Origin of the sequence: Longimicrobium sp. (genome assembly GCF_048594345.1) — a bacterium.
GTDB lineage: Bacteria > Gemmatimonadota > Gemmatimonadetes > Longimicrobiales > Longimicrobiaceae > Longimicrobium.
The window spans coordinates 1-21,371 of sequence record NZ_JBMDXM010000199.1; the positions used below are offsets into that span (position 1 = coordinate 1).

Genomic DNA, 21,371 nt, shown 5'->3' on the forward strand with positions numbered 1-21,371 from the left:
TCTTCACCCATGTCGTGTATTCGAGGGTACGCGGACGGATGGTTGCTTCGACACCACCCATCCTACCGCTGCTCAAGAACATGCGACATGGGTTCTTTCTTTGTATGACCCTGAGGTCTGGTTTCAGGTGAATAACCGAGGATTAACCCGATCATCTATGCGGAGGTTTCCACTGGTTTTGACCGGGTCGAGGATCTGGACATGGCCCTCCCGACAGACATGTTCAGGCGTGACTCGCTACCCTGGGACGCCGCGTTCCTGGCGGGGAAGTCTTTTCTGGCGTATCGAAGGCGAGGAGGTGCCAAGCGTTCCCCGCTACCCGAATTCTACATCGGGGCACACGCCGCGGTGGCCGGCATGGAGTTGCTTACGCGCGACGCAACGCGCTACAGAACGTACTTCCCGAAGCTGCAGCTCATATCGCCGTAGCGCTGGCATCCAGTGTCACCGGTGACCTGGCGCTGTTTGCACGATTCAAACAGCCGCCATTTCTAATACCGTTTCTCGCGGTTCGTTGTGCATTCGTGGCGAATCCGTGTGAGATAAGTCTTTCCATGAGCCGGATCGGGTGCACAATGATCAGCGAAGTTCGGTATAAGGCTGCGCGGTTTTCTTCAGACTCAGCGACATCATCTCCGAATCCCAGTACTTGCCGTTGAGCTTGTAAGCCTCTGGCTCGATACCGTACGTGGCGAAGCCGAAGGAGTGGTAGAGGGCGCGGGCGGCCTTGTTCCCCGACTCCACGCCGAGTACGAGGCGCTCGACGCCGTCCAGCGTGCGGGCGTGGGCGATCAGGGCGGAGATGAGCGCGCGGCCGGCGCCGCGGCCGCGCGCTTCGGGGGCCACGTACATCCCCCACACGCCGGCGCGGTGGCGCGACTTGGGGCCGTTCTGGCGGGCCAGGCCGGCGAGGCCCACCAGCGCCCCGCCGTCGTCATCGAACGCGCCGAACATCACGTCCTCACGCCCGGCGCCGCGGACCAGGCGCTCGGCAATCTGCTCCAGCGGCGTATCCACCTCGTTCTCGTACGTTGAGCCGAACGCCGCGGGGCTCTCGCGCAGGCCGCGCAGGCGCAGCGCCTGGAACGCGGCCGCGTCGTCAGGCGTGAGGATGCGGATCATCAACCAGGATTCGCCGTTGTTCATCACGCCATGTCCGGGAAACACCTGTCTTACCGAAGAGCGCACATCAGAGCTGTGGCGCGGCCGTAGCTGAGGAAGAATCCTCCTCCGCTCGCGCGAGGCACCACCAACCGGGCAACGCCCGAAACAGCTCGCGAGGGGCAAGATCGTGCCGCCCAGCGTACAGATTCTTCGGTCGGCGCCAGGCTCTCAGCCGGAAGGAAAGTGTGGGGCGGCGCCTCCCTCAGAATGACAGTTAGGCCACCACAACATCACTCACGCACTCACGCACTTCAACGATACTCCAGCTCCCGGCGCGTCCAGACTTCGCCGCCGCGGGCGACCAGGCGGATCGCGCGGAGGTTGCGGACGTCGGCGAGGGGGTCGGCGTCGAGGACCACCAGGTCGGCGGCCATCCCGACGCGCAGCGTGCCGATGGAATCGCGGCCCATGGCCATGGCGGCGTTGCGCGTGGAGGCGACCAGCACGTCCATGGGCGACATCCCGGCGCCGGCCATGGCCTCCATCTCACGGAACACGCTGGCGCCGTGCAGCGTGAGCGGGTTGCCGGCATCCGTCCCCATGGCGACGGGGATGCCGGCGGCGTGCACGCGGCGCAGGTTGTCGACCATGATCAGCCGCTCGCGCTCGATGCTGGCGCGGACGCGGTCCATGGGATAGCCGTTCGCGGGGAGCGACTCCGTGAGCGCGGCCTTGGCGCGCGTGGCGGGGTCCACGCACTCCATCGGCAGGCCGGTTTCGTCAAAGTCGCGGCCGTACAGCTGCAGGTAGCCCTGCGTCACGGTAATGGTGGGGGTGTAGATGGCGCCCGCCTGGCGCGCCAGCTGAATGAACTCGTCGTCCACCGCGCGGTCCTGCACCGAGTGCACCAGCAGCCGCGCGCCGGCCCGCAGCGCGTCCTTGGCCTCCCACAGGCCGGTGGCGTGCACGATGAGGGGAATGCCCGCCTTGCGCGCCTCGTCCGCCGCGGCGCGAATCACGATCTTGAGCTGCGTGGTATCCGCGTTCGGGATGTCGGACAGGTACCACACCTTCACGGCGTCGCTTTCGTACTGCGCCATCATGCGGGCGCCCGCGCGGGTGGTGCTGTCGTTGGACGCGTAGATGAACTGGCGCTGCGCCGGCGTGTTGACCCAGTGGTCCAGCGTGGACAGCAGCGGCCCGGCGGCGGCCACGTGCGGCGCGGCGTTGTTGGCTTCCGCGCGGGCGCGCAGGGCCCACGTCCACGGATAGCCGCCCACGTCGAACGTTCCCGTCACGCCGGAGCACAGGTAGCTGCGGTAGTAGCGGTCGGGGTTGGCCTCCAGCGCGGCCACCGTGCTGTCGTACGGAAAGCGGGCGCGCACGTCCTCGGCGTCGGGCCGGCCGTCGGCCCACCCGGTCTGCGAGTAGTGCATGTGCGCGTCGATCAGCCCGGGGATGATCCACTTGCCGCGCGCGTCGATCGTGTGCACGTCCGGCCCGGTGGGGCACTCGCCCACGCAGGCGATGCGGCCGTTGCGCATCACCACGGTGGCGTTGCGCAGGGGCGCGCCGCCGGTGCCGTCGATCACCGTGGCGCCGGTGAGCGCGAACGCCGGGACCGGCGCGTCGCCCGGCGAGCCGAAGGCGGTGCTTACCGAAATCTTCCAGCTGCCGTCCGGCTGTTTGACCAGCACCCGTTCCGACACGCCGCGCTGGCTGCCGCCCTGCACCACGCGGTAGCGGTACGCGCCGTACACCACACCGGGCGCCAGCGGCACCACCTCGAAGTGCGTGGCGATCAGCGTGTCGGGCCACGCGTTGGGGTCGCCGCCCGTCATCCCCTCGTATCCCCAGTTCACGCCGCCGGGGCCGGTGCGCGCCAGCCGCGGGCTCTGCAGGTAGTACGTGAGGTACGTGGCGCGGTCGCGGCCGTGGATCGCGCCAATGTTGCCGCGAAAGGCTTCCAGCGCCTCCACGGAGTCGCGGGCGCGCTGCGCGGCGGGGTACGCCGGCTGTGCGGACGCGAGCGGAGAGAGGGCGGACGAGAGGGCGAGCGAGACGGCCAGGGCGCGGAGGATGTTCATGGCGGCGCGAGGGTGGGTGGATGATGAACGAAAGCGCACGCCCACAGAGTAGCGGGCGTGCGCTCCGGCGGTCAAATGGGACGGGTCAGCCCGCCGGGGTGGACAGGCGAGTCGAGACGGCGGCCGGGCAGGTCGGGCGCGTGCGACTGGCCAGTAGCAGCCGGAGAGTAGATTTCTCGGTTGGCCCCACGGTGTTACGCGAGGAGCGGGTTCCGCGCGGCGCCTCTCCTTCGAAATGACAGTTCGGGTAGGGGCTCCCTGGGGCGCTCCCGTCCACCGTCCACTTGGCTGCGGACGCCCAGGTGCCCAGAACGCCGCACACGGCCGGGTCGCCGAGTCCGCACCAGGAGCGATTGAAATCGCCGCTGGAACATCGCGAAGTCCGCCTTCGCGGACTGTTGCCGCAGGTGCTGGCGCGCCGCGTCGATTCACAGAGCGTCCGCTACGGATGATGTCGGCTCGGCAGCGGACGCGCAGGCGCCTGGAACGCCGCACACCGCCGGGCCGCCGAGTCCGCGCAGGCGGACTTTGTGTGGTTGTTGCCGCGAATTTATTCGCCCCGGCAACGAGGACCGGCCCCCTGCCGGACCAACATCGCGACCGCCATTGTCGCTCACGCGGCGCCCTCACATCCGGCGTTGCGCGATTCCTGCGATCACGCCATGCGCGGGTGAGGAGCAATCAAATGAGAACGTCCGTCTTGCCGCGCGGCGGCGGGCGGCAGAGGAAAGGATCGATCGTGGCGGATGAAGGGATGACGACCAGCCCGTCCGGGCTGCAGTACCGCGAAGACGCGGTAGGCGAGGGGCGCGAGGCCAGGGCGGGCGACACCGTGTCGGTGCACTACACGGGGACGCTGCAGAACGGCACCAAGTTCGACAGCAGCCGCGACCGCGGGCAGCCGATCACGTTTCCCCTGGGCGCCGGGCACGTGATCAAGGGATGGGACGAGGGGATCGCGGGGATGAAGATCGGGGGCAAGCGCACGCTGGTGATTCCGCCGGAGCTCGGGTACGGCGGGCGCGACATGGGCCCCATCCCGGCCAACAGCACCCTGCTGTTCGACGTGGAGCTGATGGGCATCCGCTGATGCGGTAGCAGGCGTCAACGTCGGAACTTTCGGACGGGCAGGCGGATACACCACCTGACCGACGAGCGCGGCCCCGGTCCTCCGGGGCCGCGCTCCGTGAAAGGACCAGACCAGGACAGACAGATGCGGATGACGATTCCGGTGCTCGCCGCGGCGGCACTGTTCGCCAGCGCCGGCACCGCGCAGGCGCAGAGCGGATTTGCGCTCAAGGGGCACTACCTGTTCAACGCCAGCGACGTGGAGAACCGCGAGACGCAGACGCCCGTGGCCGACGGCTTTAGCGTGGGCGCGGAGCTGGTGCTGCCGTTCAACGTGGGCGTGGGCGTTACGGCGTACACCACCGGCAAGGCCACCGAGGTGGACCGCGAGAGCACCAGCTTTGGCGTGCTGGCCGAGGCCAACTACTTCATCGACCTGCCGCTGTTCCCCGTGACGCCGTACGTGGGCGTGCACGGCGGGCTGGGACAGTACACCATCGAGGAAGCCGGCGCGGCGGACCCGGAGTTCGAGGATTCACGCACGCAGCTGGGATGGCAGGTGGGCGCGCGGTTTCAGATCAACTCCCTCATCGGCCTGGACGCGCAGTACCGCCGCGTGAGCGAGTTCGCCAGCGAGACGCAGGGCGGCGATCTGGAGCGCAACCAGGTGCTGGTAGGCATCACCCTGTTCTGATCCCCACCAGCCCCGCATGCGTCGACCGGACCACCGCTCACGTTGAGACGCCGCGCGCGTGGAGGGACACGGAGAGGACGGGAGGCTGCATCGCCTGCCCGTCCTCTTTGCGTTGTCTGCTCACCATCCCCGTCGATCGGGCCCTGCACTCCGGAAAGCACACCCGATACCATTTCTCGCAGCTCGTTGTGCAATCAGAGGAACGACGAAAAAACATCACGCGGAGGCGCGGAGGAACTAATGAGGCGCGGAGGCGTTTTGTGGGCGTTCCCTCCGCGCCTCTTCTGTTTTCTCCGCGCCTCCGCGTGAAAATCGTTCCCCTCACTGCACATCGAAATCCGGGAGGTGGTATCAGAGTGTGTTCAGGATGTCCCAGGCGCTTGATTTCCTGAGGGAGGCGCCGCTCCAAACCTGCTGCTGTCGAGGCAGTTTGGCGCCGACCGAAGGATCTCGCCGGCAGCAGCACCTGGGGGCTGGATCAGTGCCGCATGGCCGGCCTCGCGATCGCCGAGACGAGATCCTTCAGTCGCGCGCGAGCGGTTGAGCGATTTCAAGTTGTGGAAGCGCGCCCTCAGGAAATCATCATCGGGGGCATCTGAAGGGCAGATTCTCAAACAACACTCTCAGGGTACAGCAACCCTCACAAATACGCGCAGAACAACTCCGTTCTCTTCGATGACTCCGCCGCTGGGCCCACCGTTTTCCGTCTCCTGCCCCGTGCGCGAAAGGCGACGAAAACGCGACGCTGGCAGGAGACGCGCGGGGGCGGCTAGATTGCCGTGGCAAACGAGTTGCGAATCCGGCGCGGTGAACCCGGTACGGACGCCGATCCCCACACGTGCGCGAAGCCATCTCCAGCCCCCCGCCCCCGCCCTCCGCGGACGCCCTGGCCCACGCCCAGTACGCCCGCGGCCTAAGCCCGGTCGGCAGCATGCGCGCCATGCTGCGCATGGCCGAACGGGCCATGGTGCGCGCCAGCGACTCGGCCCAGGTACGCGGCAACACGGCGCACCTGCTGGCCAGCAGCCGCGAGGCGTTCGCCGCGTGGCTGGACGCCATTGGCCGCGCCGAGCGCTACGTGCACCTGGAGAACTACATCATGCGCGACGACCGCATCGGGCGGCGGTTTCGCGAGGTTCTCTGCGAGCGCGCGCGCGAGGGGGTAAAGGTGCGCGTGCTGTACGACTGGATCGGCTGCTGGGCCACGCCGCGCCGCTTCTGGAAGCCGTTCCGCGACGCCGGGGTGGAGGTGCGCGCCTTTGCGCCGCCGTCGGTGACTGACCCGCTCAACTTCATCCGCCGCGACCACCGCAAGGTGCTGGCGGTGGACGGCGAGTGGGGGTCGGTGTCGGGAATGTGCATTGGCGACGAGTGGGCGGGCGATCCGGACCTGGGGATCCCTGCCTGGCGCGACACGGGGGTGGAGTTTCGCGGACCCGTGGCGGCCGTCATCGACCGCGCCTTCGCCAAGACCTGGGGCACCGCCGGCGGCTGGCTGCCGCTGGACGAGATCCCCGACCCGGCGCGGGTGCAGCCGGTGGGCAACGTGGCCGTGCGCGTGGTAGAGGGCGAGCCGGGGCGCTCGCGCATCTACCGCATCTCGCAGTTCGTTTCCGTGGGTGTGGAGCGCCGCCTGTGGATCACCGACCCGTACTTCGTTCTTCCCCCCGCCATGGCCGAGGCGCTGGCCAGCGCCGCGCGCGACGGGGTGGACGTGCGGGTGCTGGTGCCGGCGTACAACAACTGGCCCATCGTGGGGGGGATGTCGCGCGCGGGGTACCGGCCGCTGCTGGACGCGGGGGTTCGGCTGTTCGAATGGGAGGGCCCCATGATCCACGCCAAGACGGCCGTGGCCGACGGCTTCTGGTCGCGCGTGGGGAGCAGCAACCTGAACCTGGCGTCGCTGCTGGGCAACTGGGAATTGGACGTGGCGGTGACGGACCTGAACTTTGCCCGGGAGATGGAGGCGCTGTTCGAGCGTGACCTGGAATCGTCGGTCGAGGTCACGCTGGTGAACTCGTCGCGCGTGGCGGGGAGCGGCATCAAGGAGCGGCGCGCGGTGGAGCGGGTGCTGGCGCCCGACCTTGAAGACGGCCATTCCGCCAGCCGCACCGCCGCCCGAGAGGCCCGCGCGCGCTCGTTCCGCGGCTCGCAGGTCAGCCGCTTCATGGGCCGCCTGGCCCGCGCCGCCACGGTGCTGGCGCGCGCCCTGGTGGGCCAGCGGACGGTGGGGCGCGAAGATACGGGCTGGGTAACGGTGTGGGCGGTGATCCTGCTGACGGTGGGGATCGTGGGCTTCCTGTTCCCGCGCGTGACGGCGTGGCCCATGGCGCTGCTGAGCTCCGCGCTGGGCCTGGCCGCCATCGTCCGCATCAGCACCGACCGCCGCCCCTCGGACCAGGACGACGAGGCCGGCCTCACGCGCAGCCGGCACCGTCCGGAACGGGTGGGGGGTACGGAGGGACAGGGAACCGCCAGAGGAACAGAGGAATAGCCGGCGAGCGGCGACGCCTCCTCATCTCTCCCCATCTCTGTTCCTCTCCTGCCTTCCCGGTTCCTCTGTACCCCATCCTTGGTTGGGAGGCTTCAACAAAAATCCACCCTCGCCAGACGCGGCGAGGGTGGATTGTTTTGTGGGGATGCGGGCGGCTACTGCCCCGGCTCGGCGTCCGGCGGCGTGGGCTGGTGGTCCTCGGCCCGGCGGCCGGTACCTGGGATGATGCCGCCCGTCGCCTCGCCGTCGTCGTCGCGGTCGTCCGGCGACGGGGGCGAAGGCAGGTCGGCCACGGGACCCAGCAGTTCGCGGACGGCTTCCTCGTTGATGGACATGAGATTCACCCCTCCCCGAAAGTGGCGTTGCGTGCTGCCTGCGTCGGTCCGTGCGAGGGCGGGCGCTGCGGCGGCGGAATCTGTATGCCACCAAAAGCAAACACCGCGCCCAAAACCGCGGCGCGGTGTTACAGCGTAAACCGTGCTACTGCGAGCCGCCGCCGTACGAGGTCTCGGCGCGCACCGCGTCCGTCACCCGGTCGTGCACCGTGCGGCGAAGCGCCTGCATGCGGTTGGGGCCGTCTTCGTAGGTGCGGTTGGCCAGCAGCACCACCCAGGTGCCGCGGTCCGGATCGATCCAGATGCTGGTGCCCGTGAACCCCGTGTGCCCGAACGAGCGGCTGGAAACGCGCGTCCCCGAAGCGCCCGTCCCCGGCGCGCCCGGCGTGTCCCACCCCAGCGCGCGGGTGCCCGTCCCCGGCTGCCGCTGCGTAAAGGCGCGCACCGTGGACTGCCGCAGGATGCGCACGCCGTTCAACTCGCCGCCGTTGGCCATCATCGCGGCGAAGCGCGCCAGGTCGTGCGCCGTGCTGAACAGCCCCGCGTTACCGCCGATGCCGCCCAGCCGCCGCGAGATGGGGTCGTGCACCTTGCCGCGGTAGGCGTCGCCGCGGTTGCGGCTGGTGCCGGCGCAGCGCAGGCACCCCTCGCCCATCACGTACGACGTCGACAGCATCCCCAGCGGCTCGAACACGCGGCGGTCCAGCAGCCGGTACAGCGGCTCTCCCGCGGCCCGCTCCGCCGCGGCGAACAGGACCACGAACCCCACGTCCGAATACTCCACCTGCATCCCCGGCGCGTGCTCCAGCGGGGCCCGCATCAGCCGCAGCAGCGACTCCCGCGGCGTGGGGCCGGCGCCGTCGTAGCCCGCCGGCAAGCCCGAGGTGTGGGTGAGCAGGTGGCGGATGGTGACGCGGTTCTTGTTGACGCCGGTGAACTCCGGCAGGTACGCCTGAACCGGGTCGTCCAGCGACATCTTGCCGTCTTCTACCAGCAGCATCACCGCGGTGGTGGTGCCCACCACCTTGCTGAGCGAGGCGATGTCGTACACGGTGCGGTCGGGGTCCACCTCGCCGCCGCCGGCGCCCACGCGCCCCATCCCCTGCTCCAGCACCACGTACCCCCAGCGCCCCACGGCCAGCGACGCGCCGGGAAACGAGCCGCGGCTGATCTCGTCGAGCACCGCGTCTTCGGCGCGGGCGAGGGCCGTCGCGCTCAGCCCGGCCGCGGCGGCCGACGAAAGCTCGTGGGTGGGCACGCGGGGCGTGATGCCGCGCGGTTCGGTGCTGTCGGAGGGAGCGGCGTGGAGAAACGCCGCCAGCCCCAGCAAGGCGGGTAAGTGCATAGGACCTGCGTTGCCGTGATTGAGAACACGAACGAGTCTGCGGAAGCGGTAAAACCAGTGTAATGGAGGGCGCGTACCGCTGTCAAGAATCATGACTTAGCGGAGTCATGTAAAGTAGACTCGAATGCAGATTGCACAGGCCCCATGCGGATTGCAACTGATACATGCACTGCGTCATACGCGCCGGATCAATGTGTGTGATATTGATCGAAAATAGCAGATAAGTCGATGAAACCAAACAACATGCGTTCGCTTCTAGCCCTCAGCCTGCGCACCCCGCGGACTCCTCTCCGACGCCCTCCCGACGTCCGCACCCCGCGTCTCACGGCACCGGCGCCCACGGCGGCCTCGCGCGTCGTTTCGCCGCCGCCGCGCTCTAAGAGGTAACCGACGGTTCGCCAGATCGCGCATCAGGTGGTTCGATCGACGTTCTCCCCCTCGCTCCGGAGATCATCCACCGATCCGCACACCTCTCTGAAAAAACGCGGATGGCCCCCTGCCGCATTCCATCCACTTCCCGTTCCCGACGCTCTCACCCACCCTCACCGCAATCCGGCGAGGGTGGATTTTTGATGGGCCCCAACAGAGGATGGGGTACAGAGGAACAGGGAAGACGGGAGAGGAACAGAGGAAGGGGAGAGATGAGGACGCGTCGCCGTTCGCTGGCTATTCCTCTGTTCCTCTGGCTGTTTCCTGTTCCTCTGTACCCCCCGTATGTTGCCGGTCCGTACCCCCGGAAGGTGCTGGCTACGCGTGAGGCCCATTCCTCCGTGGACTTGGTAGGATGCGGAGGGTTGCAGACGCGGAACGGCCCCCGGAGGATGATCCTCCGGGGGCCGTTCATCTACGGAAGCAGTTGCAGGCTGTTCCCTATTCCCTGTTCCCTATTCCCTGCAGTTCCGCCTTACCGGCTCCCGTGCAGCCGCGCCTCACCCTCCAGGCCGCGCGAACCGGCGCCGGGCGTCAGCGGAAGCTCGGGGAAGCGCAGCCGCCCCTCGCTCATCGACGCGCCGCGCAGGGCGATGGAAAGCGCCTGGTCGATGGACTCCACCGGGTGCACCTCCATCTGGTCCAGCACGTCCCGCGGCAGGTCGTCCAGGTCACCCTCGTTCTCCTTGGGGAGAATGATGGCGCGGATCCCCGCCCGGTGCGCGCCCAGCAGCTTTTCCTTTACGCCGCCGATGGGGAGCACCCGGCCCGTCAGGGTGACCTCGCCCGTCATCGCCACGTCGTTGCGCACCGCGTTGCCGCTGAGCGCCGAGACCAGCGCCGTAGCCATGGCCACGCCCGCCGAGGGGCCGTCCTTGGAGATGGCGCCCGCCGGCACGTGGATGTGCAGCTCCGAGCCCCACGCCTTGCGCGGGTCGATGCCGTAGCGGCTGGCGTTGGCGCGTGCGTACGTCAGCGCGGCGCGCGCCGACTCCTTCATCACGTCGCCCAGCTGCCCGGTAAGCACCAGGTTGCCAAAGCCCGGCTGCGCCTGCTCCGGCTCGCCCGCCACCGCCGGCACCGGCGTGCGGTGCTGCGCCGAGACCTCGATGAACATGATGTCGCCGCCCACGGGCGTGTAGTACATCCCCGTCGCCACGCCCACGATGTCCTCGGCGCCGGCGCGCTCCGGGTGCACCTTGCTGCGGCCCAGAAAGTCCTTGATGGTCTCCAACTCCACCGAAACCTGGTCCGTGCCCCCGGTGGCGATGCGGCGGGCGGCCTTGCGGGCCACCTTGCCCAGCTCGCGCTCCAGCTGACGCACCCCCGCCTCGCGGGTGTACTCGCTGATCACGCTCTCCAGCGCCGGCTCGCTCACCTCCAGCTCGCCCTCGTGAAGGCCCGCCTGCTCCGTCTGGCGGGGCAGCAGGTACGTCTGGGCGATGGCCTTCTTCTCCATCTCCGTGTACCCGCGAAACTCCACCGCCTCCATGCGGTCGTACAGCGGCGCCGGGATGTTCTCCGCGTAGTTGGCCGTGGCGATGAACAGCACCTCGCTCAGGTCGAACGGCACGCCCAGGTAGTGGTCGGTGAACTCGTGGTTCTGCGCCGGGTCCAGCACCTCCAGCAGCGCGCTGGACGGATCGCCCTGGTAGCTCACGCCCAGCTTGTCCACCTCGTCCAGCAGGATCACCGGGTTGCGCGCCTTGGCCTGCTTGAGCGCCTGCACGATGCGCCCGGGCATGGCGCCCACGTACGTGCGGCGGTGGCCGCGGATGTCGGCCTCGTCGCGCACGCCGCCCAGCGCGATGCGCACGTACTTGCGCCCCAGCGCGCGGGCGATGGACTTGGCGATGCTGGTCTTGCCCACGCCCGGAGGGCCGGCGAAGAGCAGGATGGGCCCCTTGGCCGTCGCCCTGGCCTTGGCCTCGGCGATCTCCTTTTCCAGCACCTCGGGCGCCTGCTCGGCCTCGGTGTCTTCCAGCGCGTCGGCCTCGATGGCGGCGTCCTCCTTGACCTCGGCCTCGGCGCGGCGCGCGGCCAGCTGGCGCACGGCCAGGAACTCCAGCACGCGGTCCTTCACGTCCTCCAGCCCGTAGTGGTCCTCGTGCAGGATCTCCTCGGCGCTGGCCAGGTTGAGCGAATCTTCCGTGCGCACGTTCCACGGCAGGTCCGCCAGCCACTCCAGGTAGGTGCGGATGACCTGGTACTCGGCGCTCTGCGGGTTGGTGCGCTCCAGGCGCCCCAGCTCGCGGTCGGCCTCCTCACGCGCGGACTCCGGAAGCTCCAGCGCGTCCAGCTTCTGGCGCAGCTCCTCCAGCTCGGCGCCCTCGTCCTCTTCGCCCAGCTCGCGCTGGATCGCCTTCATCTGCTCGCGCAGCAGCATCTCGCGCTGGCGCTCGCCCAGCTCTTCCTGCACCTGCTGCTGGATCTCCTCCTGCGCCTCCATCAGCGCCAGCTGGCGCTGCACGATCAGCAGCAGGCTGCGCAGCCGCTCCTCGACGGAAAGGCTTTCCAGCAGCTTCTGCTTGGCCTCGGAGCCCATCTCCACGTAGAAGCCCACCAGGTCGGCAAAGGCGCCGGGCTCGGTGACGCCTTCCATGATCTGCTGCAGCATCTCGGCGGGAATGCCGCGGCGGCGACCCAGCTCGGCGGCGCGGTCGCGCAGCTCACGGTACAGCGCCAGGAACGCCGGGTCCTCGGCGTTCACCGGCTCCAGCTCCGTCATCTCGCGCACGTGCGCGGTCAGGCCGCGTCCGGGCGTGTTGACGTACTGCAGCGCCAGCGCGCGCGACTCGCCGTGAATCAGCAGCTGCACGCCGCCGCCGCCCTTCTGAACCTGCGCGATGCGCACGATGGTGCCCACCGTGTACAGGTTGTCGGGCTCTACCTCGTCGCGGTTCTCCTTCTGCGTCATCGCCAGCATGCGGCGATCGCCCGCGAGCGCAGCCTCTACGGCCTGCAGCGTCCCCGGCCGCCCGGCCGAGATCGGCACGGCGGTCCCGGGAAAGATGACCGTCTCCCGCAGGGGGAGCACCGGCAGCATCGTCTTTTCGCTCATCGTTGTCTCGCTTCTCCATTCGGTTGCGGCGGGCTCAGTGTCCGCCGCCTGCTGGAAGCGCTTCTTCGCATCTTCCCTGCCGCGCTACAATACACCCGTTTTCGCGTCCGGTTGCACCGTAAACCCGCTCCACATCTAATCTTAACCTACTCCCCCGGGGTATCTGCCATTCCGGCTGTCGATCCCGCTTGGGGGTGCCGCTTCGGCGCTGTTCTGCCGGTGTGGCGCAAAGGTTCGTCCAAAGCGCGCTGAAGGATGATACACCGACGCGCCCGCGATGGCATCGGTCACGTCGATGATCCGGGTGCGGGCTGCCGTCGCACGGCGAAGAAGAACGCGAGGTAGAGCATCCCCCCTGCTGCTGAGGACGGCGCTTCCGCGATTGAGTCGCGCCCAAGAGGCTTCCGTAGCTTACCCCGGACTCTTCCGGATCGCCCACTTTTCGCCAGCACCCAAACAGGGTTGTACCGCAGGTGGCCGTGTTCGCACGCGGGCTTCCGGGGCGCTTCGGACGGCGTATAGCTTTCGCGCATGCCAAAGCCACGCGTGTACATCGAGACGACCATTCCGAACTTCTACTACGACCGGCGGACTGACGCGGCAGTCGTATCGCGTCGCATCTGGACACGGGAATGGTGGAGCACGGCCGCCAGTGAGTATGAACTGGTGACCGGCGCTCCAGTTCTGGCCGAACTTCTCGCGGGGACGACTTCACGCGTCTCGCCCCGGATCCGGCTGCTCAGTGAGCTTCCGTTCCTGGTTCCCGACACTGCGGTGGACGAGACCGTGGGGTTCTACGTGCGTCACAAGCTCATGCCGGCCAAACCACTGGAGGACGCGCAACACCTGGCCCTTGCTTCGCACTATGCTTGTGATTTCATTGTAACCTGGGACTGCAAGCATCTTGCAAACCCCAACAAAGCAAAGCATGTGGAGCGGATCAATACCAGGCTCGGACTCCACGTTCCTGGCATTGTGACCCCACGCGACCTGCTCGGGAGGAAGGGATGAGCGAGGAAGAAGACTGGACGGCCGCGGACGACGTGGTGGAGGAAGTGCGAGAGGTGCGGCGCCGGCTGTGGGAGCGGTTCGATAACGATCCGGCGAAGTACGGCGCCTATCTTCGTGAGTTGTCCGCGCAACTCCTCCGTGAGGGCTGGGTAGAGGCGCCGCCTCGCGAGCCCCGGCAGGGGAAATCCGCCGCCTGACCCACGCGAGTCTTCATCGAACCCTGCAGCCCGGTTTACGCTTCGTGCGTGACCGGGTTGCGTGCGTTTACGGAGCACGGGTCGCCACGCGGCCGTGCTTCGATGTTCAGCGTGAGCTTCCTGATCCGCTCTGCGGAGAAGGAGGGGAACGGCGCGGGGATTGCCATCGCGCTGCGCGTGGTGCCGCTCTACGGGAGTGCGCCGCAAAAGGATAGCGCGTCCAGCGCCACGCGCGCGGGGCTTTCGCCACGGCGCATCCGGCGCGTATCCTTAGGCTGTACGAACCTGTCACACCCTGGGCCACCACCGTGTCCGAATCCACACCACCCGCGCCCCAGTCCGCCGCCTCCGCCGCCCGCCGCGCGACGGACGATCCGCACGTGTTCCTGATCCCGGCCGACGCGTTGCCGCCCGGGTTCGCGGACCGGGTACGGGCCGGCGACTTCACCCCCGCGCCCACGCGTCCGGCGGCCACGGTGCTGCTGGTGCGCGATTCCGCGGACGGTCCCGAGTTTCTGCTGCTGCGCCGCCACGGCCGCAGCGGGTTCGCGGCGGGGGCGTGGGTGTTTCCCGGCGGCGTGGTGGACGGCGGCGACCAGGAGCTGGCGCTGGTGGAGCGGATGGACGGACCCACGCCCATGCAGTGGGCCGAGCGCCTGGGGCTGACCGACCCGGCCGAGGCCGTGTCCTTTGTAACGGCGGCGGTGCGCGAGGCGTTCGAGGAAACCGGCATCCTGCTGGCCCGCCACGACGAGACGGCCACCAACCCAGGCCGGCGCGAAACGCTGGATGTGGCCCGGCGCGCGCTGCTGGCCGAGGTGGTGGACCTGCGCCAGATCATGGTTACCCGCAGCATGCGGATAAGCGGAGAGAACCTGCTGTACCTGGCGCACTGGATTACGCCGGAGCCGGAGCCGCGCCGCTACGACACCCGCTTCTTTCTCGCGCGCGTGGGCGCCGACGCCGTCTGCACGCCGCACGAGGCGGAGATGACGGAAAGCGTGTGGCTGACCGCCCGCGGCGCGGTGCACTTTTTTGAAAGCGGCTCGCTCAAGATGCTGCCACCCACGGTGCACACCCTGCGCCGGCTGGCCGGCTTTGGCTCGGTGGACCAGATCTTCGCCCAGCTGGCCGACGCGCCGGTGCCCGCCATCCTCCCCGTGATGCGCGTGCAGGAGGACGGCGTCGCCATCATCGTCCCCGACGAGGCGCGGGGGTAGGGCGAGCGCACACGGCAGGGGCCCTCACCCGCTCGCTTATGCTCGCACCCTCTCCCGCAAGCGGGAGAGGGGATAAACGGCACTGGCCGCGGGGCGGTTCGGAGAGTCAGCCGCGGGATGGTGGGCCGCCCCCCTCCCCGGCCCTCCCCCACAAATCGCGTGGGGGAGGGAGGTGCGACGCCACCTTGTCGAAGCGGGATCGACTTCTCCCCTTTCTCCCGCGCAGCGGGGGAGCGGGGCCGGGGGAGAGGGGGCCCTGTCGGACGCAGTTCGATTCCCGTCGACGAGCCGCTGACCGTCGGCAGCCGCTCCTCTCATCGTCGGGTAACGAGCGGCAATAGCCCCCGCCGTCACGCTTCTTGCGGCCCGGTGCAGGCTCCGACCCGCATGACACGCAATCTGAGACGAACGCCGTACACCTATGACCCAGCGCCCCACGACGCTCGGCGCCTTGCGCGCCGCCGGATACCGCCCGCGCTCCGTCAAGACGGAGATCCGCGACAACCTGATCGCCCGGCTCAAGACCGGCGAAACGGTGTTTCCCGGGATCGTGGGATACGAAGATTCCGTGGTGCCCGCGCTGGCCAACGCGGTGCTGGCCCGGCACAACTTCATCCTCCTGGGGCTGCGCGGGCAGGCCAAGAGCCGCATCCTGCGCCAGCTGGCGGGGCTGCTGGATCCCGAGATCCCCGTGCTGGCCGGCAGCGAGGTGAACGACGACCCGTTCGCCCCCATCAGCAAGCACGGGCGCCAGCTGCTGGAGCAGGCCGGCGACGACGCGCCCATCGAGTGGATTGGCCCCGACCGGCGCTACGTGGAAAAGCTGGCCACGCCGGACGTGACCGTGGCCGACCTGATTGGCGACATGGACCCCATCCGCGCCGCCCGGGGCGGGCACCTGCTCAGCGACGAGCTTACCATCAACTTTGGCCTGCTGCCGCGCGCCAACCGCGGCATCTTTGCGCTGAACGAATTGCCGGACCTTTCCGGCAAGGTGCAGGTGGGCCTGTTCAACGTGCTGCAGGAAGGGGACATCCAGATCAAGGGATATCCCGTGCGCCTGCCGCTGGACGTGCTGCTGGTCTTCAGCGCCAACCCCGAAGACTACACGGCGCGCGGCAAGATCATCACGCCACTCAAGGACCGCATCGGCTCCGAGATCCAGACGCACTACCCGCGCACGCCCGAAGAGGGGATGCGGATCACCGCGCAGGAGGCGTGGACCCGTCGCGACGGCGGCACCATGGAGGTGACGGTGCCGCCCTTCGTGGCCGAGCTGGTGGAGCGCGTGGCGTTTCTGGCGCGCGACGACAAGCGCATCGACCGGCGCAGCGGCGTGTCGCAGCGCATGCCCATCTCGGTCATGGAGACGGCGGTGAGCAACGCCGAGCGGCGCGCCATCGTGGCCGGCGAGCCGCGCATCCTGCCGCGCGTGGCCGACGTGTACGCCGCGCTCCCCTCCATCACCGGCAAAATGGAGCTGGAGTACGAGGGCGAGCTGCAGGGCGTAGAAGCCATTGCCCGTGACCTGATCGCCGCCGCCGCGCGCGACGTGTTCGACCGCACCTGGGACGTGCACTCGCTGGACACGGTGATCGAGCACTTCGACAAGGGCGGCGTGCTGCAGATCAGCGACGGCGCGTCGGCCGAGGCGTGCCTGCAGGGGCTGCAGGGGGTGCCGGGGCTGACGGAGGCGCTCAAGGAGGGCGACATGTACGACGCCGCCGACACGGGGATGACCGTGGCCGCGGCGGAGCTGCTGCTGGAAGGCCTTGCCGCGCACCGCAAGATCAGCCGCGCGGAGAGCGGCGTCTACCAGCGCATCAAGCAGGAGCGCCCCAAGAAAGGCCCCAAGGGCGGCGGCTTTTCCTTCGGCGACGACATGTTCCAGTAGGGCGCGCCCGGACGGCGACGCGGCGAAGCAAAGCGCCTCGTCGGGAGACCGGCCTTTTCGCCGTGCGTTCGCTGGGTTTGGGTGCGCGCCCCCCCCGGGGCGGGTCAACCCGCCCCGGGGGTCAGGAGCAAAGGCCCGTTTTCCGGTTCGGAGGCGGGCGTTTTGCCGTGCGTTCCACGCGGCGCGCGAATCCCTCCGTGGGAACGCCTCGATGTGCGTTCGACGGGTTTGGGTGCGCGCCCCCACTCGGGCGGGTAAACCCGCGGCTCGAAACGCCATAAGCCCCGTCTCGGTGCCGCTGTCGCGTCACCGAACGGGGCTTCACCTGCTCGTACGAGCGGGGTCCGAGTTTTGATCGGCGGAGTCGATCGCGATGACGTGGATCCGCCGCACGGCACCCGCGGAATGCATGCAGGGAAGCCCCCGCCGGGCGAACTCCGCGACCCCAGGGCGGGGCTTATCGCCGTTCTAGCCTCGGGGTTCCAATTCAACCCGGGGTGGCTGCGGGGCGAAGTCACCTCCAGACGATTTCGCCAGGGTCCATCTCATCCCCGACCCCTTTTCGATCTACATCGACGAGCCCGTTACCGCCCGCTATTCCCTAGTACCTGTTCCCTATTCCCTGCCGTCGTCCCCTACTCCGCCACCGGGTTCGGCAGGATCCCCGCGGCCGCCAGTGCATCCGCCAGCTTGCCGGCGTCGCGGTTGCGCAGGGGCTGGATCGGCGGGCGGGGGGCGCCGCCGTGCATGCCGATGGAATCCAGCGCCGCCTTGACGCCGGGAACCCCCATCTCCCCCACGACCGCCTTGTGCAGCGGGGCAATGCGCTCCTGCAGCCGCCCCGAATCGGCAAAGCGCTCCTCGTCAAAGGCGCGGCACACCTCGGCGCACTCCTCGGGCATCAGCAGCGACACGGCAAGGATGCCGCCCACCGCGCCCATCTCCAGCGCCGCGTAGAGGATGGCCCCGCTCCCCGCCAGCACGTCGCACCCGCCTCGGCAGGCGTCGATCAGCGCCCCCAGCACCCGCAGGTCGCCGGACGAATCCTTGATCCCCACCACGTTGGGGTGGCGCGCCACCTCCGCCACCAGCCCCGGCTCCAGCTCAACCCCGCTGAAGCGCGGCGGCACCTGGTACAGAAGGACGGGGACGGGCGACGCCTCGGCCACCGCCAGGTAATGGTCGCGCAGCGCGGCCGGCGTCATCAGCGGCTTGTAGAACGAGGGCGGCTGCACCAGCACCGCGTCCGCCCCCGCCTCGGCCACCCGCCTGGTCAGGCGGATGGTGCCGCGGGTAGATTCGGCGCCGGTGCCGCACAGGAGCAGCCGCTCGCCGTCCATCAGGTCGCGGGTGGCGCCGGTCAGGCGCGCCTTTTCCTCCTCGTCCATCAGCACCCCTTCGCCGGTGGACCCAAAGAGGACAATGCCCCGCAGCGGGGCCTGCAGCCACCGCCGCACGTTGGCGCGCAGCGAGATCACGTCCGCGTCACCCGTCACCGGGTCAAACGGCGTGGTGGCCGGCGCAAAGACGCCTCTCAGTTCCACGCGGCCCCCGTGGCGGGCTCCGGGGCCAGCCCCGGCAGCGTTTCCCCGGCGGTTACCCCGTCGCCGTACAGCGGCAGGCGCACGGCGAAGGTGGCGCCCTGCCCGGGGGGGCTCTCCACCTCGATGTGCCCCGCGTGCGCCTCCACGATCTCCCGGCAGATGGCCAGCCCCAGTCCCATCCCCTTGCCCTTGGTGCTGTGGAACGGTTGAAATACGAACGGAAGCTTTTCCGCCGGAATCCCCGGGCCGTTGTCGGTCACGCGGACCACGGCCTGCCCGGCGTCGCGCTCCACCGTTACGCGGATCCAGGCGTCCCTGGGCTCCGTCGCGGGCTCGCGGGCTTCCTTCTGCTCGGCCATGGCCTCGCGGGCGTTGCGCACCAGGTTCTCGATCACCTGGCGCAGGTAGTACGCGTCGGCGAACACCACCGCCTGCTCCAGGTCGCCGGCTTCGATGACGACCGTCTCGCGGCTCTCGGTGCGGGCCACCTGGCGCACCAGGTCGTCCACGAACACGGGCTGGCGGTTCAGGGCGCGCCGCGCGCCGGACGCGTACACGGACAGCTCGTCCAGCATGGCCACCAGCCGCTGCGACTCGCCGATGATGGCCTCGGCCACGTCGCGGCGATGCACGGGGTCGGCCACCATCTTTTCGTTCTGCAGCAGGTCCGAGTTCAGGACGATGGTCTGCAGCGGGTTCTTGATCTGGTGCAGGATGCGCGCGGTGGCCGTGCCCATGGCCGCCAGCTTTTCCTCTTCCGCGCGGCGGCGGTCGCTGCGGCGAAGGAGGGTAAAGATGACGCCGGCGGTGAACAGCACCACGCTGGCCACCACCACCACACTGACGACAAAGAGCAGGCGATTGTCCGCCCCCCCCGCGGGGGAGGCCGTCGCCTGGGCCAGCAGGATCATCGCAAGGGGCCGCAAGGAAAGGTTCCGCGCCGCGGCCGGGCGGCCGCGGTTCGGGGTGCCACGAAGTATAGGGGGTGGGTCAGGAGCGGCGCGAGTCGGGGATGCGGGAAACGACGAAGCTCACCGTCTCGCCCTTTTCCTCGCCCTCGGGCACCACGCACTCCACGGTGATGCGTCGCACCACGTGGCCTGTGTCGCGCAGCATCACCTCCACGTCGATGCCCAGCTCGGGCGCGGCGATGTGCGTGCGTACGCGCGGACCCGGGTCCGCCGCCGGCGGATCGGGGTTGCGAAGCAGGATCTTGGTGGACTGCCGTCCCGTGTCCAGCCCCCGCGCCACCTTGATCTGGTGAAACCAGTCCGGCTGGTACCCGATCAGGTAGCGCCGGCCGTGCTGGTCCTCACCCTGTCCCTCGCGGTTGTGGCGTGCCATCCCCACCTCCGGACTTTGAAGCGGTACTGCGCATTTTCCCCCAAACATTCTCCCGTTCACAAGCCCCCGTGTCAAGGCATACGTTTGTGCGGGGGCGGTGCGGCGGGATCGGAATCTGCCGTTTTGCGTGTCGCGGCGCGCCTGTGTCCGTTTCGGCTGCTTTACAGGAAGGCCGGTCCGCACCCCTCCATCCATCCTCCGCCTCGCTCCCACGGGGCTCGAAAGAGGGAGAAAGGCGCAGTTCCGGGCGAGCCCGATTCCTCGCGACCCACCCATGGGACAGTGCGCGCAAACGGCGGCGGGGAGCGGCGTGTCTCTTTGTGGACGCCGCCGCGTTCGCTAGGGAAAGGGGACCGGCACCAAGGTAAGGACAAAGATGGCGATGCACGCCCAGGCGACGGCGCGGCGGGGGCGGTCCAGGCGAAAGAACGGGTCAAAGACGGGCGGATGATGGAGGCGGCCGCGGCCGATCAGCATCACCAGGACCGCCCATATCAGCCAGCCGATCCAGGTGAAGGAAAGCGCCAGCAGCAGCGCCACCGTCATCACGCCGATCCGGGGGTGCCAGCGGTGGGACAGGGCGAACACCACGTGGCCGCCGTCCAGCTGGCTGACCGGGAACAGGTTCAGCGCGGTAAAGAACAGCCCCAGCCACCCCGCCAGCGCCAGCGGGTGCAGCGCGACGAACGGGGCGTCGGCCAGCGGCGAGAGCGCGCGGAGGAGCATGAAGAGCACGGATTGGCCCATGGGCAGCATCTGGTGATCCACCACCAGCCCGATCCGCGCCCCGTGGGCCCACGCCGGCACGTCGGCGGCCCGGACCGCCTGCGACCAGGCCAGCCCCAGCGCCACGGCGGGGATGGAAAGCACGAAGCCGATGATGGGGCCCGCGGCGCCCACGTCCAGCAGCACGGCGCGGTTCAGCAGCGGCGAGCGCAGGCGGATAAAGGCGCCCAGGGTGCCGATCAGGCTCACGATCCACGGCGCGGGGACAAAGTAGGGCGGCGACACGTCCATGCCGTGCCGGCGCGCCATGGCGTAGTGCCCCAGCTCGTGCGCGCCCAGGATGGCGAGCAGCGGAAGGGAGAACCACAGGCCCGGCGCCAGCGCCAGGGGTGTCAGGCGTGTGGGCACGGGAATCGCGGTCCCCGCGAAACTCGCGTCGCGCATACGGAGGGGGTCGCCGTCGGTCAGAACGGCGCCGGCGATGGTCGCGGTGAGCACGGTGAGCGCCAGCAGAAGCAGGTGCAGCCACCAGCGCTCCCGCGGCCGGGGCCGGATGCGGCGCGCCATTGTGACCTCCACGCCATGCGGCCCGGGCTGGGAATAGACCCGCCCGGGCCATGGGTCCAGACACCGGCGCACGTCCGCGTTCCCCAGCGAGAGCCCGGGACGCAGGCGAGCCTGAAACACTTGTTGGTCATGCACTTCCACCACGCGCCAGGCGGCGAACGGCCCCGATTCGTCGGGCACTTTTCTCTTGACCTTCGTGTATACCGTGCTTAGGTTGGGGCCACGCTTCCCGACGCCAGACCAGTTCGCCC

The 21,371-nt window shown here is 69.0% G+C and carries 16 protein-coding genes and 1 pseudogene; 8 read left to right on the top strand and 9 right to left on the bottom strand.

From position 1 onward, the window contains the following. Window positions 1-141: 141 nt before the first annotated feature. Window positions 142-429, top strand: a pseudogene (locus ACOJUJ_RS21815) (type II toxin-antitoxin system VapC family toxin); the annotation flags it as partial. A gap of 150 nt (window positions 430-579) precedes the next feature. On the opposite strand, the gene ACOJUJ_RS21820 reads toward ACOJUJ_RS21815, so the two are convergent. After that, window positions 580-1,122 carry a GNAT family N-acetyltransferase gene (locus tag ACOJUJ_RS21820; RefSeq protein ID WP_420129031.1) on the bottom strand — a complete coding sequence of 181 codons (543 nt, stop codon included), beginning with the start codon at window positions 1,120-1,122 and terminating at the stop codon, window positions 580-582. 293 nt (window positions 1,123-1,415) lie between these two features. Then, entirely contained in the window at window positions 1,416-3,191 is a 1,776-nt protein-coding gene (locus tag ACOJUJ_RS21825; RefSeq protein ID WP_420129032.1) for an amidohydrolase family protein, read from the bottom strand. A 754-nt stretch (window positions 3,192-3,945) separates the two neighbouring features. Between ACOJUJ_RS21825 and ACOJUJ_RS21830 the strand changes: the two genes are divergently transcribed. The 3 genes from ACOJUJ_RS21830 to ACOJUJ_RS21840 all read left to right on the top strand — a co-directional run bounded on the left by ACOJUJ_RS21830 (window position 3,946) and on the right by ACOJUJ_RS21840 (window position 7,447). Next, complete coding sequence (locus tag ACOJUJ_RS21830; protein WP_420129059.1) at window positions 3,946-4,281, top strand: FKBP-type peptidyl-prolyl cis-trans isomerase; 336 nt, start codon at window positions 3,946-3,948, stop codon at window positions 4,279-4,281. A 123-nt stretch (window positions 4,282-4,404) separates the two neighbouring features. Beyond that, the gene (locus ACOJUJ_RS21835) at window positions 4,405-4,953 is read left to right on the top strand and encodes an outer membrane beta-barrel protein (RefSeq protein ID WP_420129033.1); all 549 of its coding nucleotides are present in this window, start codon (window positions 4,405-4,407) and stop codon (window positions 4,951-4,953) included. 838 nt (window positions 4,954-5,791) lie between these two features. Continuing rightward, on the top strand, window positions 5,792-7,447 hold the full coding sequence (locus ACOJUJ_RS21840) for a phospholipase D-like domain-containing protein (protein ID WP_420129034.1): 1,656 nt from the start codon (window positions 5,792-5,794) through the stop codon (window positions 7,445-7,447). A 155-nt stretch (window positions 7,448-7,602) separates the two neighbouring features. Here the strand turns inward: ACOJUJ_RS21840 and ACOJUJ_RS21845 are convergent, their stop codons facing one another. The 3 genes from ACOJUJ_RS21845 to lon all read right to left on the bottom strand — a co-directional run bounded on the left by ACOJUJ_RS21845 (window position 7,603) and on the right by lon (window position 12,617). Next, window positions 7,603-7,782: a hypothetical protein gene (locus ACOJUJ_RS21845; RefSeq protein WP_420129035.1), complete on the bottom strand. Its 180-nt coding sequence runs from the start codon at window positions 7,780-7,782 to the stop codon at window positions 7,603-7,605. A gap of 145 nt (window positions 7,783-7,927) precedes the next feature. Further along, window positions 7,928-9,127: a serine hydrolase domain-containing protein gene (locus tag ACOJUJ_RS21850; protein ID WP_420129036.1), complete on the bottom strand. Its 1,200-nt coding sequence runs from the start codon at window positions 9,125-9,127 to the stop codon at window positions 7,928-7,930. Window positions 9,128-10,031: 904 nt separating this feature from the next. After that, window positions 10,032-12,617: an endopeptidase La gene (gene lon, locus ACOJUJ_RS21855; protein WP_420129037.1), complete on the bottom strand. Its 2,586-nt coding sequence runs from the start codon at window positions 12,615-12,617 to the stop codon at window positions 10,032-10,034. A 546-nt stretch (window positions 12,618-13,163) separates the two neighbouring features. On the opposite strand from lon, the gene ACOJUJ_RS21860 reads away from it, so the two are divergent. From ACOJUJ_RS21860 to ACOJUJ_RS21875, 4 genes are all read left to right on the top strand, one after another. Then, the gene (locus tag ACOJUJ_RS21860) at window positions 13,164-13,628 is read left to right on the top strand and encodes a hypothetical protein (protein WP_420129038.1); all 465 of its coding nucleotides are present in this window, start codon (window positions 13,164-13,166) and stop codon (window positions 13,626-13,628) included. Further along, window positions 13,625-13,825 carry a hypothetical protein gene (locus ACOJUJ_RS21865; protein WP_420129039.1) on the top strand — a complete coding sequence of 67 codons (201 nt, stop codon included), beginning with the start codon at window positions 13,625-13,627 and terminating at the stop codon, window positions 13,823-13,825. The genes ACOJUJ_RS21860 and ACOJUJ_RS21865 overlap by 4 nt, the downstream gene beginning before the upstream one ends. A gap of 308 nt (window positions 13,826-14,133) precedes the next feature. Continuing rightward, window positions 14,134-15,045: an NUDIX hydrolase gene (locus ACOJUJ_RS21870; protein WP_420129040.1), complete on the top strand. Its 912-nt coding sequence runs from the start codon at window positions 14,134-14,136 to the stop codon at window positions 15,043-15,045. 421 nt (window positions 15,046-15,466) lie between these two features. Then, window positions 15,467-16,939, top strand: coding sequence for a sigma 54-interacting transcriptional regulator (locus tag ACOJUJ_RS21875; protein ID WP_420129041.1), 1,473 nt, complete (start codon window positions 15,467-15,469; stop codon window positions 16,937-16,939). Between the two features lie 635 nt (window positions 16,940-17,574). Here the strand turns inward: ACOJUJ_RS21875 and ACOJUJ_RS21880 are convergent. The 4 genes from ACOJUJ_RS21880 to ACOJUJ_RS21895 all read right to left on the bottom strand — a co-directional run bounded on the left by ACOJUJ_RS21880 (window position 17,575) and on the right by ACOJUJ_RS21895 (window position 21,120). Next, window positions 17,575-18,483 (bottom strand): dihydrodipicolinate synthase family protein, encoded by a 909-nt coding sequence (locus tag ACOJUJ_RS21880; RefSeq protein ID WP_420129042.1) that lies wholly within the window; start codon window positions 18,481-18,483, stop codon window positions 17,575-17,577. Next, on the bottom strand, window positions 18,474-19,394 hold the full coding sequence (locus ACOJUJ_RS21885) for a sensor histidine kinase (RefSeq protein ID WP_420129043.1): 921 nt from the start codon (window positions 19,392-19,394) through the stop codon (window positions 18,474-18,476). The genes ACOJUJ_RS21880 and ACOJUJ_RS21885 overlap by 10 nt, the downstream gene beginning before the upstream one ends. Window positions 19,395-19,473: 79 nt before the next feature. Then, window positions 19,474-19,827: a hypothetical protein gene (locus ACOJUJ_RS21890; protein ID WP_420129044.1), complete on the bottom strand. Its 354-nt coding sequence runs from the start codon at window positions 19,825-19,827 to the stop codon at window positions 19,474-19,476. A gap of 339 nt (window positions 19,828-20,166) precedes the next feature. Next, a complete protein-coding gene (locus ACOJUJ_RS21895; RefSeq protein ID WP_420129045.1) occupies window positions 20,167-21,120 on the bottom strand; it encodes a site-2 protease family protein in 954 nt (317 codons plus the stop codon). Window positions 21,121-21,371: the final 251 nt, after the last annotated feature.